15 protein-coding genes and 1 pseudogene are annotated in these 14,576 nt (G+C 73.5%); 10 read left to right on the forward strand and 6 right to left on the reverse strand.

Annotated features, from left to right (window positions below):
• Positions 1-155 precede the first annotated feature (155 nt).
• Positions 156-1,022 (forward strand): annotated as a pseudogene (locus tag ACLIN4_RS02725) (MBL fold metallo-hydrolase).
• Between the two features lie 24 nt (positions 1,023-1,046).
• Here ACLIN4_RS02725 and ACLIN4_RS02730 read toward each other — a convergent pair.
• Together ACLIN4_RS02730 and ACLIN4_RS02735 are read right to left on the reverse strand one after the other, a co-directional pair.
• On the reverse strand, positions 1,047-1,664 hold the full coding sequence (locus ACLIN4_RS02730; protein WP_107476754.1) for a hypothetical protein: 618 nt from the start codon (positions 1,662-1,664) through the stop codon (positions 1,047-1,049).
• Between the two features lie 94 nt (positions 1,665-1,758).
• On the reverse strand, positions 1,759-2,172 hold the full coding sequence (locus ACLIN4_RS02735) for an SRPBCC family protein (RefSeq protein WP_411575457.1): 414 nt from the start codon (positions 2,170-2,172) through the stop codon (positions 1,759-1,761).
• A gap of 168 nt (positions 2,173-2,340) precedes the next feature.
• On the opposite strand from ACLIN4_RS02735, the gene ACLIN4_RS02740 reads away from it, so the two are divergent.
• On the forward strand, positions 2,341-3,525 hold the full coding sequence (locus ACLIN4_RS02740; RefSeq protein WP_107476753.1) for a PP2C family protein-serine/threonine phosphatase: 1,185 nt from the start codon (positions 2,341-2,343) through the stop codon (positions 3,523-3,525).
• 26 nt (positions 3,526-3,551) lie between these two features.
• Here ACLIN4_RS02740 and ACLIN4_RS02745 read toward each other — a convergent pair whose 3' ends face one another.
• Entirely contained in the window at positions 3,552-3,863 is a 312-nt protein-coding gene (locus ACLIN4_RS02745; protein ID WP_107476752.1) for a hypothetical protein, read from the reverse strand.
• Positions 3,864-4,036: 173 nt separating this feature from the next.
• Here ACLIN4_RS02745 and ACLIN4_RS02750 point away from each other — a divergent pair, with 173 nt between their 5' ends.
• Genes ACLIN4_RS02750 through ACLIN4_RS02760 form a run of 3 tightly spaced genes read left to right on the forward strand, consistent with a single transcriptional unit; the run spans position 4,037 to position 5,783 of the window.
• Positions 4,037-4,747: a nucleotidyltransferase family protein gene (locus ACLIN4_RS02750; protein WP_100044095.1), complete on the forward strand. Its 711-nt coding sequence runs from the start codon at positions 4,037-4,039 to the stop codon at positions 4,745-4,747.
• On the forward strand, positions 4,744-5,058 hold the full coding sequence (locus ACLIN4_RS02755) for a BON domain-containing protein (RefSeq protein WP_289907875.1): 315 nt from the start codon (positions 4,744-4,746) through the stop codon (positions 5,056-5,058). Before ACLIN4_RS02750 ends, ACLIN4_RS02755 begins: the two co-directional genes overlap by 4 nt.
• Positions 5,058-5,783, forward strand: coding sequence for a metallophosphoesterase family protein (locus ACLIN4_RS02760; RefSeq protein ID WP_107476751.1), 726 nt, complete (start codon positions 5,058-5,060; stop codon positions 5,781-5,783). The genes ACLIN4_RS02755 and ACLIN4_RS02760 overlap by 1 nt, the downstream gene beginning before the upstream one ends.
• Before the next feature lie 33 nt (positions 5,784-5,816).
• Here the strand turns inward: ACLIN4_RS02760 and ACLIN4_RS02765 are convergent, their stop codons facing one another.
• Positions 5,817-6,455 (reverse strand): GNAT family N-acetyltransferase, encoded by a 639-nt coding sequence (locus ACLIN4_RS02765; protein ID WP_411575458.1) that lies wholly within the window; start codon positions 6,453-6,455, stop codon positions 5,817-5,819.
• A 109-nt stretch (positions 6,456-6,564) separates the two neighbouring features.
• Between ACLIN4_RS02765 and ACLIN4_RS02770 the strand changes: the two genes are divergently transcribed.
• The 4 genes from ACLIN4_RS02770 (at position 6,565) to ACLIN4_RS02785 (ending at position 10,930) form a co-directional block, all read left to right on the forward strand.
• A complete protein-coding gene (locus ACLIN4_RS02770; protein WP_411575459.1) occupies positions 6,565-9,102 on the forward strand; it encodes a molybdopterin-dependent oxidoreductase in 2,538 nt (845 codons plus the stop codon).
• Positions 9,099-9,590, forward strand: coding sequence for a hypothetical protein (locus ACLIN4_RS02775; RefSeq protein ID WP_107476749.1), 492 nt, complete (start codon positions 9,099-9,101; stop codon positions 9,588-9,590). Before ACLIN4_RS02770 ends, ACLIN4_RS02775 begins: the two co-directional genes overlap by 4 nt.
• Before the next feature lie 154 nt (positions 9,591-9,744).
• A complete protein-coding gene (locus tag ACLIN4_RS02780; protein WP_107476748.1) occupies positions 9,745-10,290 on the forward strand; it encodes a DoxX family protein in 546 nt (181 codons plus the stop codon).
• A gap of 76 nt (positions 10,291-10,366) precedes the next feature.
• Positions 10,367-10,930 (forward strand): hemerythrin domain-containing protein, encoded by a 564-nt coding sequence (locus tag ACLIN4_RS02785; protein WP_107476747.1) that lies wholly within the window; start codon positions 10,367-10,369, stop codon positions 10,928-10,930.
• A 57-nt stretch (positions 10,931-10,987) separates the two neighbouring features.
• Here the strand turns inward: ACLIN4_RS02785 and ACLIN4_RS02790 are convergent, their stop codons facing one another.
• Together ACLIN4_RS02790 and ACLIN4_RS02795 are read right to left on the reverse strand one after the other, a co-directional pair.
• Entirely contained in the window at positions 10,988-11,797 is an 810-nt protein-coding gene (locus ACLIN4_RS02790; protein WP_107476769.1) for a glycosyltransferase family 9 protein, read from the reverse strand.
• Positions 11,794-12,801 carry an NAD-dependent epimerase/dehydratase family protein gene (locus ACLIN4_RS02795; RefSeq protein WP_289908020.1) on the reverse strand — a complete coding sequence of 336 codons (1,008 nt, stop codon included), beginning with the start codon at positions 12,799-12,801 and terminating at the stop codon, positions 11,794-11,796. Before ACLIN4_RS02795 ends, ACLIN4_RS02790 begins: the two co-directional genes overlap by 4 nt.
• A gap of 386 nt (positions 12,802-13,187) precedes the next feature.
• Between ACLIN4_RS02795 and ACLIN4_RS02800 the strand changes: the two genes are divergently transcribed.
• Positions 13,188-14,501, forward strand: a complete 1,314-nt coding sequence (locus ACLIN4_RS02800; protein ID WP_411575460.1) for an MFS transporter — start codon at positions 13,188-13,190, stop codon at positions 14,499-14,501.
• Positions 14,502-14,576 lie beyond the last annotated feature (75 nt).

Below are 14,576 nucleotides of genomic sequence, written 5' to 3' on the forward strand. Positions count from 1 at the left end.
GGGTACTCCGTCCTCCCACGAGGAGCCGGCGCTCGGGCGGTCCGGGCACCGCGTCCGTGACCCCTCAGCCCTCAGCCCTCAGCCCTCAGCCCTCAGCCCTCAGCCCTCAGCCCTCAGCCCTCAGCCCTCAGCCCCGGACAGGATCGGACCACCTCATGTCCCCGTCCACGCCCGCGTCCCCGGTCCAGACCCCGGACGACTCCCTGCGGATCCACTTCATCGGCAACGCGACCGTGCTGCTCCGGTACCGCGAGCTGAGTCTGCTCACCGATCCGAACTTCCTCCACCGCGGCGAGCGCGCCCACCTCGGCTACGGGCTGGTGAGCCGCCGCCTGACCGAGCCCGCCCTGGACCCGGGCGACTTGCCGCGGCTCGACGCCGTGGTGCTGTCACACCTGCACGGCGACCACTGGGACCGCAGGGCCCGGCGCCTGTTGTCCCGGTCGCTGCCGATCGTCACCACCCCGCACGCCTCCCGCCGGCTGCAGGGCGTGCACGGGTTCCACCGGGCCGTGGGGCTGCGCACCTGGCAGGAGGAGACCGTGCGGCACGCGGACGCGCAGGTGCGCATCACCTCACTGCCCGGACGGCACGCCGGGCATCCGCTACTGCGGCGCCTGCTGCCGCCGGTGATGGGCAGCCTCCTGGAGTTCGGCCCGGCCGCCGGTCCCCCGCGGCACCGGCTGTACGTCTCCGGCGACACCCTGCTCTTCGACGGCCTGGACGAGATCGCCCGGCGCTTCCCGGGTCTGGACCTGGCCGTGCTGCACCTGGGCGGGACGACCCTGCCGGGCGGCTTCGTGGTGACCATGGACGGGCGCCAGGGCGCGGAACTCGCCCGGCGTCTCGACCCCCGCCTGATCCTGCCGGTGCATTACGACGACTACACCGTCTTCCGTTCGCCGCTCGACGCGTTCCTGGCCGAGGCCGACTGAAAGGGGCTCGCCGACCGGCTCGTGCACTGCCGGCACGGTCAGCGGGCCGTACTGCGCCCGGACGGCGGACCGCCCGTCGTGACGTGACGGGCCGTCCGCCGGCGGGATCGTTCAGTACAGCTTGTCGACGGCCGTGACCGTGGTCGCCCGGAAGTCGGGCACCTGCGCGTGCGCGAAGGTGCCCATCTGGCCCCACTTCACGACCGTCACGGTCCTGCCGTCCCGCCCGACCGAGAACAGGTTGATGTCGGAGGCTCCCCACTCGGCGACCGTGTGGACGCCGTACACGTGCGCGCCCTCCTCCACGTCCAGCCGGCCGTAGTACTTCTGCGTGGCGGTGATGTCGGGATACTGCTCCATCACCGTCCGCGCGCAGTCGGCCAGGTCCGCACGCAGCAGGGCGGCGAACTCCCTGGCCCGCTGCGTGCTGCGCTCGACGACCGTCACCTGCAGGGCGCCCGTGTCGTACTCGGTCCAGTACCGGCGGTGGGACGCCGTGGACGGCAGGGCCTCGCCGACGCACATCGGCAGCGGGTCCGGCTGCCCGGCGGTCACCGGGCCGGCGAACCAGTCCGAGGAGGGGTGCGGCGGCAGTTCGGCCGGCTCCAGGAACGCGGGCGGGTCGGAGGGCGGTGTCGCGGCGGTCGCCGGGACCGCGGCCACGGCGAGGGCGGCACCGGCCACCAGCGCGGTCAGGGCGGCGCGGGTCCCTCGGGCACGGACGTTCATGCTTGATTCCCCCATGTCGGTTCGTCGGAGTCTGTGTCGGTGTCGGTGGAGCTTTCCCTGTACGACCCGACATGACCGCCATGGGTTGTACTCGTCAGCCGGCCGAGTTGTCGGTGCGCATCCGCACCTGCTCCTCCAGGCGCCGCAGGCTCCCGTCCAGAGCCTCAACCACCGCACGCTGTCCCGGGTCGTGGCCCTCGTCGAAGAACGACAGGTGCACCGTCACCTCACTGGCCCCGCTGTCCAGCCCGGCGACCTGCAGCCAGCCGGCGTAGCTGCCCTGCTCGCGGGTGCCCCATTCGAGCCTCATCTGCTCGGGCCGGGCGCTCAGCAGCGCGGAGGTGTCCTGGTCGGTACGGTCTTCGTGCACGGTGACGGCGGGCGGTTCCTCCGGCTCCACGTGCAGGTCCCGCGGCAGCCACGTGTCCAGCTGCCCGACGTTCGCAGCCTGGTCGAATACATGTTCCGGTTGAGCGGGCATGGTGCGGGAGCGCTCGTACTCGGTCATGTGGCACCACTCCTCGGCGTTCGGGGTCCTACGACCTCCCGCGTGCCCCCTCTGCCCCGACCGAAGCGCCACGCGGGTGACCGGCCCGGCGGGCGGGCGGGGGCGCGCGGTGCCAGACTGCTGGCAACGTGCCCCGTACCGGCGGGTTTCTCGACGAGGGGAGACGAGGTGTCGACGTCAGAGGCGAGCGAAGCGCTGTTGCAGGACTTCCTCGCCGATCCGGCCCATCTGACACTGGACCTGGCCACCGCCGTGACCCGATGCGCCAAGGCGCTGGATCTGCAGCACGCCGTGGTCTACCTCGTCGACCTGCAACAGCGGTACCTGGTGCCGCAGACCGACGTGGCGCCGCCCATCCCCGTCGACGGTTCACTCGCCGGCTGGGCCTACCGGACGCAGGCGCTGCGCGTCGAGGAGTCCGACACGGGCGGCGTCACGGCGTGGCTGCCCCTGCTCGACGGCGCCGAACGACTCGGTGTGCTGGGGGTGCACTCGTCGGCGCTCACCACCGCCACATTGATCCGGAGCCGGGCGCTGGCCTCGCTGCTGGCCATGATGATCACGTCGAAGAGGGCCTTCGAGGACTCGTTCGTCCGGCACACGCGCACCGAGCCCATGCACCTGACCTCGGAGATGCTCCGTGCCTTCCTGCCGCCCCGCACCATCGGCAACGCGCACGTGGTGTCGACGGCCGTGCTGGAACCCGCGTACAAGCTCGGCGGCGACGCCTTCGACCACTCGCTCACCCAGACGACGCTGCACGTGTCGGTCATCGACGCCATGGGACACGACCTCGCCTCCGGACTGACCAGCGCGGTGGCGCTGGCCGCCTGCCGCAACGCCCGGCGCAACGGGGCCGACCTGCCCGCGCTCGTGCAGTGCGTCGACGAAGCGCTGGCCGGGTGGCTGCCGGAGCAGTACTGCACCGCGGTCCTCGCCCAGCTGGAGTTCGAGACCGGACTGCTGCGGTGGAACAACTGCGGCCACCCCGCTCCGCTGCTCATCCGCGGTGACCAGTTGGTCGTCGACGCCCTGGAGCGGGAGGCCGACCCGCCGATGGGCGCGCCGGCCCAGTTGTCCGCCGAGCCGCGCCGGACCCACGAGATGCGGCTGGAGCCCGGTGACCGGGTCCTGTTGTACACCGACGGGATCACCGAGGCGCGCACCCGGGAGGAGAAGCTGTTCGGGCTCGAACGGTTCGCCGACTACGTCATCCGGGCCACGGCCGGCGGCGAGCTGGCCCCGGAGACGCTGCGGCGGCTGATCCACTCGATCCTGGACTCGCAGTCCGGGGGGCAGCTGCGGGACGACGCGACGATCCTGATGTTCGAGTGGCGGCCGCCGGACCGCTGAGTGCCGCGGCGAGGTGGTCCGGGACGTCAGACCCGGTACCCCCGCGCGCGCAGCCAGTCGTGCACGGTGTCCTTGTCGGCCGGGGTGATCCGGACGGGTCCTTCCACGTAGGGGCCCTCGTCCTGGGTGAATCCGGTGTCCGTGATCCTCGCCGTGACCCATGTGGCCAGGTCCTGGGCGGCCCGCTCGGACAGAGCGCCCCGGTCCCAGCCCGCGCGGGCCTCACGGGCCGCGGCACGGTCGTGGTGTTCGGTCTCCGCGAGCCACGCCGCCACCAGCCGTTCCACGGTCCGGCGGTCGTCGGATGCGGTCCGCCGCCGCGTCTGCTTGTCGTTCATGCCGCCCGGGTGCCCGCATTCGCCCGGCCGCCACAGCTCCGGGCACGGCCGTCGTGTCGGCGGTACCTCGCCGGGTACCCGCACGGACAGGGGACGACCGGCCGGGCCCGTACCCCGCAACGGTCCGTCCGGTCCGGCCCGCGACAGACAGCAGCCCGGGGAAGGGGACAGCAATGACGCAGCCCGCCGACGACCACGCTCTCGACCAGCGCGCCGGCGTTTCCGAGCTCCGTCCGACGGTGGGGGACCCCGGACCGGTCCCCCCGCACGACGTCCGCCCCGAAGACCTCCCGCTCGACCGCAACCAGGCGATCCTGCAGGCGGCCAAGCAGGTGGGCGCGATCCTCAAGCGCAACGAACACCCGTTCGCGCTGGCGGGCAGCGTCGCCGTCTACGCACACGGCGGCACCCAGAACCTCCAGCACGACGTCGACTTCTGCATCCGTCCCGACGACGCGACCGCCGTCGCCGAGACCCTGCGGGAGGCGGGCCTGGCGGTGTACACGCCGCCCGAGGACTGGCTGCTGAAGGCGAGCTGCCTGGGACAGCAGGTCGACCTCATCTTCGAGCTGGCCCACGAGCCCGTCACGACGGAGCTGCTGGCCCGGGCCCAGGACCTCTCGGTCGACTCGGTCCTCATGCCGGTGCTGGCACCGACCGATCTGCTGCGCGGTCTGCTGGCGGCCTTTTCCGAGCACCACTGCGACTTCGGGGCGGTGCTGCCGATCGCCCGCACGCTGCGCGAGAAGATCGACTGGGACGAGTTGCGCCGCGACTGCGGCGACGCCCCGATGCCCGCCGCGTTCTTCTTCATCCTCGAACGGCTGGAGATCATCTCCCCGGCCGCCCCCGCGGCCACCGCCTCGAAGGAGGAGCAGCGATGAGCGACCCCGTAGGCCACCAGGGCCCCGCGGCGAGCGGCCCCGCCTCCGCGGCCGGGCACACCGAAGGCCCCGAGAACGTCGAGTACCGCGTGGCCCACCTGCACGACCGGCTCGCCGCCGAGGAGCTGGGCGAACTCGGCGTACGGGCCGAGATCCGGGCCGGGGCGATCGCGCTCACGGGCACGGTGCCCTCGGCGCAGTGCCGCGAGAGCGTCCTGCGGATCGCCCGCGAGGAGCTGGCCGGACTCACCGTGCACACCGACATCGTGGTGGCGGAGACCACCCGCCCCGACCATGCGGAGGAGCTGTGATGATCCGCGTCGCCGCCGTCGGAGACATCCACATGGGGCCCGACAGCGAGGGACTGCTGCGCCCCGCGTTCGAGACCCTGCCCGACTGTGCCGACCTGCTGCTGCTCGCCGGGGACCTCACCCGGCACGGCACCCCCGAGGAGACTCGGGTGGTGGCCCGGGAGGTGTGCGACCTGCCGGTGCCGGTGGTGGCCGTCCTCGGCAACCACGACCACCACGACGAACAGCCCGAGAAGGTCACCGCGATCCTCCGGGAGGCCGGGGTGACCGTCCTGGAGGGCGAGGGCACGGTCGTGGAGTGCGCCGGGGGCCGGGTGGGGGTCGCCGGGACCAAGGGGTTCGGCGGCGGTTTCGTCGGGCGCAGCGCCGGCGAGTTCGGTGAGCCGGTCATGAAGGAGTTCGTACGCACCACCCGCCGCTCGGCGGACAGTCTGCACGCCGCGCTGAAGGAACTGGCCGAGGAGGGCTGCGCGGCGCGGGTGGCGCTGACCCACTTCTCCCCCGTCGCCGACACGCTCGCCGGGGAGCCGCCGGAGATCCATCCGTTTCTCGGCAGCTATCTGCTGGCCGAGGCGATCGACACGGCCGGCGCCGACCTGGCCGTCCACGGCCACGCCCACCTGGGCACCGAGCACGGGATGACGGCGGGCGGCGTGCGGGTGCGCAACGTGGCCCAGCCGGTCATCCGCCGGGCCTTCAACGTCTATCGGCTGCACTCCGCCTGACCACGTGCGCCGCCCCCGTCGCCGCCGTCCTCGTCAGGGCTGTTGCTGGTCCCGCGTCGTACGCCCGAGGCAGGTGACGTCGGCGGGGTCGAGTCCGGCCGCCTCGATCACGTGGAAGCCCAGGCGGTCGTAGAAGGCCCTGGCGGGTGTGTTGGCCGTGGCCATGACCAGGTGCACGGCCGGGACCCCGCGTTCGCGCAGCGCCCGCCAGAACGTCCGCATCAGCGCCCGGCCGTGTCCGCGGCCCTGCCACTCGGGCAGCAGGTCGATGTGCAGGTGGGCCGGGTAGGCGGCGAGTTCGGGGACGATCATCCGCTCCGGGTCGTGCAGCAGTCCGGCCATGACCTCGTCCGGTGTGCCGGGCGGGCCCGCGGGCGCCGGATAGCGGTCGGCGACGCGCGGCAGCCACTTGGCGCGGAACTCCTCGGCGAAGCGCGGGGTGTCCGCCGTACCGAGGATGTAGCCGACCGCCCGTCCGGTCCCGTCGTCCAGCACGAAGGCCAGGTCCGGGTCCAGGTGGACGTAGGGGGTGGCGAAGATGGCGGGCAGGACGGTGGGGTCGGCGTACACCGGCCGGCTGTCCCGGCCGTTGTGCGCGGTGCGGATGCAGATGTCGTCGAGGGCCGGGGCGTCGGCCGGACGGTACGGGCGTACGGCGGCAGTCGGGGTCACCGCAGCATCCTGCCCGCTTGGGAGCGCTCCCACAAGTGGTTCGCTTCGATCGGCGGCGCCCGGGTACCCGCCGGCCGGCAGTGTGGCGGACGTTGGCGGGAGGCCGGCCATGGAGGAGGCGACGGACCGGATCGCGCGGCCCTGGGGCGACAGGACGCCCTACGGACGGCACGAGACCTGGCCGGCCCGGGTGGACACGTTCCTCGCGGCGGGGGTGGAACCCGGTGCGGTGGAGCGCTGGGTGCAGTCGGCGTCGATCCTGCACTCCGACGGCGACGCCATGGACATCGCCGTGGCCGACGGCCGGATGGTGGGTGTGCGAGGCCGCGACGTGGACCGGGTCAACCGGGGCCGTCTCGGTCCCAAGGACCTGTTCGGGTGGCAGGCGAACGCCTCCCGGGACCGGCTGACCCGGCCACTTGTCCGGCGCGACGGGCGGCTGGTGGAGACGGACTGGGACACCGCGATGGACTTGGTGGCCACCCGCTCACGCGAACTGCTCGAGGAGCGGGGCCCGGGTTCGATCGGCTTCTACACGACCGGTCAGCTGTTCCTGGAGGAGTACTACACGCTCGCGGTCCTGGCCCGGGCCGGCATCGGCACCAACCACCTGGACGGCAACACCCGGCTGTGCACGTCGACGGCGGCGGAGGCGCTGAAGGAGACCTTCGGCTGCGACGGACAGCCCGGGAGCTACGACGACTTCGACCACGCCGACGCGGTCGCGCTGTTCGGCCACAACATCGCCGAGACCCAGCCCGTGCAGTGGATGCGGCTGCTGGACCGGCTGGAGGGGGCCGATCCGCCGCGCATGCTGTGCGTGGACCCCCGGCCCACGCAGGTCGCCCGGCACGCAGCCGTGCACCTCGCGCCGCGCGGCGGCACCAACGTCGCGCTGCTCAACGCCCTGCTGCACGAGACGATCCGGCACGAGCGGATCGACCGGGACTTCATCGCCGCGCACACCGTCGGCTTCGAGGAGCTGACCGAGCGGGTCGCCGACTGCACGCCCGAGTGGGCGGCGGGCATCTGCGACGTGCCGGCCGCCCGGATCGAGGAGGCCGCCGAACTGGTCGGCACCACCGACGCGTTGGTCTCCACCGTCCTCCAGGGCGTCTACCAGTCCCACCAGGCCACCGCGGCGGCGGTCCAGATCAACAACCTGCACCTGATCCGGGGCATGCTGGGCCGCCCGGGAGCCGGACTGCTCCAGATGAACGGCCAGCCCACCGCACAGAACACGCGGGAGTGCGGCGCCAACGGCGACCTGCCGGGCTTCCGCAACTGGCAGAACGACTCCCACGTCGCCGACCTCGCGAAGGTGTGGAACGTCGAGCCCGAGAAGATCCCGCACTACGCGCCGCCCACGCACGCGATGCAGATGTACCGGTACGCCGAGCAGGGCTCGATCCGGATGCTGTGGATCAGCGGCACCAACCCCGCCGTCTCGCTGCCCGAACTCTCCCGGATCCGCTCGATCCTCACGCAGAAGCGGCTGTTCACGGTGGTGCAGGACCTGTTCCTCACGGAGACGGCGCAGTTGGCCGACGTGGTGCTGCCGGCCGCCACCTGGGGCGAGAAGACCGGCGCGCTCACCAACGCCGACCGCACGGTGCACCTGTCCGAGAAGGCCGTCGAACCACCCGGCGAGGCCAGGCCCGACCTCGACATCTTCCTGGACTACGCCCGGCGCATGGACTTCCGGGACAAGGACGGCGGCCCGCTGATCACCTGGGACGACCCCGAGTCGGCGTTCGAGGCGTGGAAGCGCTGCAGCGCGGGCCGCCCCTGCGACTACACCGGCCTGTCGTACGCCAGGCTGCGCGGCACCAGCGGCATCCAGTGGCCCTGCGGCGAGTCGGCCCCCGAGGGCACCGCCCGGCTCTACACGGACGGCATCAGCTGGGCACACCCGGACCTGTGCGAGAGCTACGGCAAGGACCTCGAGACCGGGGCGTCGCAGGAGGTCGTGGAGTACCGCTCCCTCAACCCGGACGGCAAGGCGATGCTGAAGGCGGCCGACTACCGGCCGCCGCACGAGGAGCCGGACGAGGAGTACCCGTTCCAGCTGACCACGGGCCGGACGGTCTACCACTTCCACACCCGTACGAAGACCGGACGGGCGCCGCAGCTGCGCGACGCCGCCCCGGACGTGTGGGTGGAGATCTCCACCGCGGACGCGGACCGGCTCGGCCTCGGCGAGCCGCACCTCCTCCAGCGGCGCGACCCGCTCCACCATCGCCTCGGCGAGGGCGACCTGGTCGAGGTCGCGAGCAGGCGCGGCGCCCTGCGCGGACGGCTGCGGGTGACCGGTATCCGGCCCGGGCTGCTCTTCGTCCCGTTCCACTACGGCTACTGGGACACCGGGAACGGGTCGGGACCGGGCCCGGAGACTCCCGGGCGCGCCGCGAACGAGACGACCGTCACCGACTGGGACCCGGTCTCCAAGCAGCCCCTCTTCAAGACGGCCACCGCGTCGCTCACCCTCGTCGAGCGCGGCGACGGCCGCCCGTCCCCGGCGCCGACCACCACCGCGTCGGCACCCGCCACCGTCGGCGCCGCACACCCCACCGCGGGCGGGGACGCGGCACACGCGACGCAGGCGCCGGCACAGTTCCCGCACGGCCGCGAGGAAGGGGCACAGTGAACGGCATCACCCTGACCCTGCGCACGCTGCACCGCGGCGAGCGGCGCCTGGCGCACGACCTGGTGACCGTCGCCGAGCGGCACCGCACCGAGCACGAGGTCCATCACGTCGCCACCGACCTCGCCGTCTGGTCCCGCGAACACGTCCGCCGCGTGGCCGAGGTCGCCGCGCACCATGGCGTGAAGCTCGGTGATCCACCGGACACCTCCCCGGACGGCTTCTTCGCGACGCTGCGCGAGAAGGCGTCGGACGCGGTGGTGCACCGGCCCGAGCCCGGCCTGCTGCTCCTGCGCGACCTGCGCGAACTGCACGTCGCCGCCGCGGAGAACTCGCTGCACTGGGAGATGCTCGCGCAGGCCGCGCAGGCCTCCGGGGACAGCGAGCTGCTGGGGCTCGCCTCCGCCTGCCATCCGCGGACACTGCGCCAGATGCGCTGGACCAACACCATGATCAAGATCTTGTCGCCGCAGATCCTGAACAGCCTGTGACCTGCGCCGGCACCTGGCGCCGCGGCGCCCGTCCGCGTCCACGCGGTACCGGGCGCCGAATGGCGCCACCCGCCCCGGCCACCCGATGATCCCAGTGGGGCACCACACCCCCTCCGTCCCTGGCATTGCTCCGGTATCTCTTGGAGAGAGCGTCATGAGTCTTCTGCGTATCGCCGGCCGCCCGCTGCTCGCCTCGATGTTCGTCGCGGGCGGTCTGCAGTCCCTGCGGCGGCCCGAGGACGTGGCCCCGATCGCCGAGCCGATCGTGCGGCCGGTGACCGACCGCGTGCCGGTACTGCCGGACCGCACCGAACAACTCGTACGGCTCAACGGCGCCGTCCACGTCGTGGGCGGGCTCATGCTCGGCCTCGGCCGCTGCCCGCGCCTGGCCGCGCTGGCCCTCGCCGCGACGCTGGTCCCCACCACACTGGCGGCGCACCGCTACTGGGACGCGGAGGACCCCTCCGACCGCGCCCAGCAGCGCATCCACTTCCTGAAGAACCTGTCCATGATGGGCGGGCTGCTGATCGCGGCCGACGACACCGGCAGCGCCCCCTCGCTGCTGTGGCGCGGCCGGCACGCCGCCCAGGACCTGCGCCACGACGCCCACCTGGTGCGGCGTTCGGTCCGGGCCACGGCGGGTCCGGCGGCGACGGCGGGGGGCGTCAGGGCGAAGCTGGGCGCCTGCACCAGGCGTTAGCCCACCGGCTGCGGGGGGACCCGACGCTCGTGGCGGGTCGGCCCCCGACCCGCCACGACCTGGCTGGAGGTGAAACATGGGACACGGTGGAAACGTCATCGACGAGCTGACGACCGATCACCGTGAGGTCGAGGAGCTCTTCGGCAAGATCGAGGCGCTGCCGTCCGGTCACAAGGACCGCAAGCTGTACGCCGATCAGGCGACGATCGAGCTGATCCGGCACTCGGTGGCGGAGGAGGCCTACCTCTACCCCGCCGTCCGTGAGCACGTGGCGAACGGGAACGCCCTCGCGGACAAGGAACTCGAGGATCACGCCGAGGCCGAGCAGATCATGAAGGATCTGGAAGGCTGCGCGGCGGACGACGCCGAGTTCGACCGGTTGATCGGCATGCTGATGAGCGAGATCCGTGAGCACGTCGCCGACGAGGAGGGCAACCTCTTCCCCCGGCTCCGCGAGGCGTGCCCGGCCGAGGCTCTCAACGAGTTGGGCGACAAGGTCCGGCAGGCGAAGAAGACGGCGCCGACACGACCGCACCCGTCCGCCCCGGACAAGCCGCCGATGAACAAGCTGCTGGCGCCCGGTGCGGGCATGGTCGACCGGGTGCGGGACGCGCTGTCGGGCCGGGGCAAGTCCGGCTGAACGCGTCGCCACCGCCCGCGAGGGGCCCGTCGCCGTGGCGACGGGCCCCTCGCGCGGTCAGTGGTCGCCCGGCAACCCCCGCACGGCCCGGGGCAGGTCCCGGGGCGGGGCGGAGACGACCGGGGTGCCTACGGCGGCGGCCAGCCGGGCGGGTCCGCCGGACCCGGTGACGAGCGCGTCGGCGGCGCGCAGCACCCCCGCGAACGACCGCGGGTCGGTACGTCCCCCGAGGTCGATGCCCGTCCCGCCGGCGACCCGGCGGGTCAGCGCGGTCTCGTCCGGTCCGCCGGTGACGACGACGCGGTGCCCGGCGTCGGCGAGGTGCGCGACCGCCGCCGCACCGCACTCGGCGTCCCAGGCACGGTGGGGGTCCCCCGCTCCCGGGTGGACGACGACGTACGGGCCGTTCCCGGTCAGCCCGGCGGTGTCGGGGACCGGCCGCACGCGCAGTGCGCCGTCGTCGCCGCGCCGCAGCCCGAACCCCATCGCCGCGGCGGCGTCGAGGGCCGCCTCCTCCTCGGGGCGGCCGGCGGGGCCCACGGCGGCACCGATACGGCGCACGCGCGCCGAGCGCAGGAGGCTCGTCGCGGACGAGGGAGCATGCCGTCCGCGAGCGAGGACGAGCGCGACGTCGTACGACTCCTCGCGCAGCCGGCGCACCAGGCCGTCGGTGCCGGCGTCGTCCGGTTCCGCGGGCGGGTCCCACTCCACGACGTCGTCGACGTGCGGCAGCAGCCGGGCGGCGGGCGCTCCGCGGGGGCCGCACAGCATGGTCACACGGTCGGCCCGGGTGGCCACCGCGCGGACCGCCGGGCCCGCGAGGAGGACGTCGCCGAGTCCGCCGGGGCGGGCGACGAGTGCCTTCACGCCCACCACTCCCCCGTGCGCCCGGCCGGCGCCGCCGGGAGAGGATCGGGCTGCTCCGCGAGGGCGGCGACGGTGCGTTCCAGACCGTCCTGCCAGGTCACGCTCGGCAGCCAGCCGAAGATCTCGCGGGCGAAGCCGGTGACCGGCCGGGACTCGACCGGTGCCGGTGGCACCCCCTCGACGAACTCCAGCGTGGATCCCGAGCCGGTCAGTTCGATCACCCGGCGGGCGATCTCCACCGCCGTGGGCTCCTCGTCGCCACCGATGTCCACGGGTCGTACCGACCGGCCGGCCGCGACCAGCAGCACGCCGTCGACCATGTCGTCGACGTAGCACAGCGGGTGGGTCAGGGTGCCGTCCCCGGTGACGGTGACCGGCCGGCCGGCGAGGGCCTGCTCGATGAAGGAGCCCGGCGTACCCCCGTCGTCCGTGCGCATGCCGGGCCCGTAGCCGGTGAAGAGGCGGACGATCCCGGCGTTCGAACCGTGGGCGGCCGCGTGCGCGGCGACCAGGGCCTCGGAGAACCGGACGGCCTCGGCACGGGCCGTGTGCGGACCGACCGGATCGCCACCGTCACCGAAGGGCGCCGGGGGCGAGGAGGCCAGCAGGAACCGGGCGCCGTCCCGCTCCGCGACGGCCAGCGCGGCCCGGGTCCCGAGGCTGCCGGTGTCGAGGACCTCCACGGGCCGCTCTGGCCAGGACGCCGCGGAGGTCCCCGGGCCCGCCAGGTGCAGGACCAGGTCGTAGGGGCCGGTGAGCAGATCGGCGCAGCCCTCTTGCGCGATGTCGCGTTCCAGGAAGCGGAAGCCGGGTCGGCCGGCGAGGTGGGCCACCTTCTCGGCTCGCCCGGTGGAGAGGTTGTCGAGGCAGTCGACTTCGACTCCCGAATCGAGCAGGCGGGTGCACAGGTGGGACCCGAGGAACCCCGCACCGCCGGTCACCAGGACTCGGTGCCAGGGCGGCCGGGCCTCCTCCCGCGGGCTGAACGCCGCCATCGGCATCATGAGGACGACCTTCCTTCCTCCGGAAGCGCTGACGAGCGTGCCCCGGGTGCCCCACCGAGTAGCTTTCATGCTCTGACGCCTGCCGCGGCCCCTCCCGCACGGGCCGGTCGCTGTGGTCACCGTCACGCCGGCCCGCATCCGTCGGCCGGGGCGGCCCGGACCTGTGATCAAACCCACTCACGCGACCAAGTGCCCTCCACGGAAACGGACTTCGGCGCTCCTGCCCCTGGTACGGGAGGTGGGCCGGCAAGGACTCATCCGACCCTTCTGCCACGATGGTCGGCGCCGTCATCCGGCTCAGTGGAGCGGCCGCGCAGTGCAGCCGGCCTTCTCGCTCCCGTCCTTTCCCCTTCCGGGTCCACCGACCCGTCTTCGAGTGGCGCACTGTGTCTTCTTCCCCTGCCTCCGCCCCGCCTCCCACGCCCGCACCGTCCCGTTCACCGTGGCGGTCACTGAGATACCGCAGCATGCGCTGGTGGTCGGTCGCGAACTTCGTCTCGAACGCCGGTACGTGGATGCAGCTCACGGTGCAGAACCTGCTGGTCCTGCAGATCACCGGGTCGGCCGCCGCGACGGGTCTGTCCATGTCCGTCCAGGCCGCGCCGGCGCTGCTGATCAGCGTGTTCGGAGGTGCGGCCGTCGACCGCTGGCCGCGGAAGCTGACCGCCGCGGTCAGCCAGGCGATGCTCGGCGCGATCGCGTTCGTGACGGCGCTCATGGTGGCGCTCGACCGGCTGGACGTGACCTCCCTGATGGTGCTGGCCGCCGTCACAGGTGTCATCGCCACCGTCGACGGCCCGGCGTGCTCCCTGCTCGGCAACGACCTGGTCCCGGCCGAGGACGTGCCCTCCGCGATCGGCGTGGGCGCGCTGGTCCACCAGGCGGGCCGCCTCACGGGCGCCGCGCTGGCGGGGGTGACCGTCGGTTTCCTGGGCACGGCCGCCGCCTACGTCGCCAACGGCCTGTCGTTCCTGTTCGTCGCCTCGGTCATACCCTTCCTGCGCCCGGCACGGGGCGCGGTCAAGCAGGTGGCGGCCGAGCGCCGCGAGGCCATGGGCGTGCGCGAGGGGCTGGCCTTCTTCGCCCGCCGTCCCCGGCTGCTGGCGCTGGCCGGTGTCACGGGGGTCAGCGCGGTCTTCGGGCGCAACTACCAGCTGACCCTCGCGGTGCTCGTCACCGGGCCGCTCGCGGGCGGCGCCGGGTCGTTCGGCACGGTCTCCACGGTGCTGGCCGCCGGTGGCATCGTCGGCGCGGTCCTGGGGGCCCGGCTGCGGTGGCCCTCGGTGCGGGTCGTGGGCGCGCTGGCCGCAGCGGGCGGACTGCTGCAGGTGGTGGCCGGCCTGTCGCCGTCGCTGGCCGTCCTCCTGGTGATGGTGCTGCCCATGGCCGTCGTGGAGTCCGTCTCCGACACGGCCGGCACGGCGGTGCTCCAGACCGACCCGCCCGCGCACATGCGGGGCCGGGTCCTCGGGGTGTGGGGCAGCATCGGCACGGTGTGGAGCCTGGGCGGCCCGCCGGCGCTGGGCCTGCTGATGGAACTGGCCGGCACGCGCGGCGCCCTCATCGCGGGCGGCCTCATCATCGCCGGCACGATCGGCGCGGGGCACGTCCTGCGTGCCCGCCTGCCCGTGGGGGCGGTGCCCGTCCGGGGCGGCGACACGGAGGCGCCGGCCCGGGCGGCGCTGGGAACGGCGGCCTGAGCCTCGCGGGGGCCGGGGCGCGGGCCGAGCAGGGCCTTCTCGCGTCGCGTGGGCCGGACAGGCGATGAGGGAGGC

Origin of the sequence: Streptomyces mutabilis (genome assembly GCF_046628145.1) — a bacterium.
In the GTDB taxonomy this organism is placed as follows: domain Bacteria; phylum Actinomycetota; class Actinomycetes; order Streptomycetales; family Streptomycetaceae; genus Streptomyces; species Streptomyces mutabilis.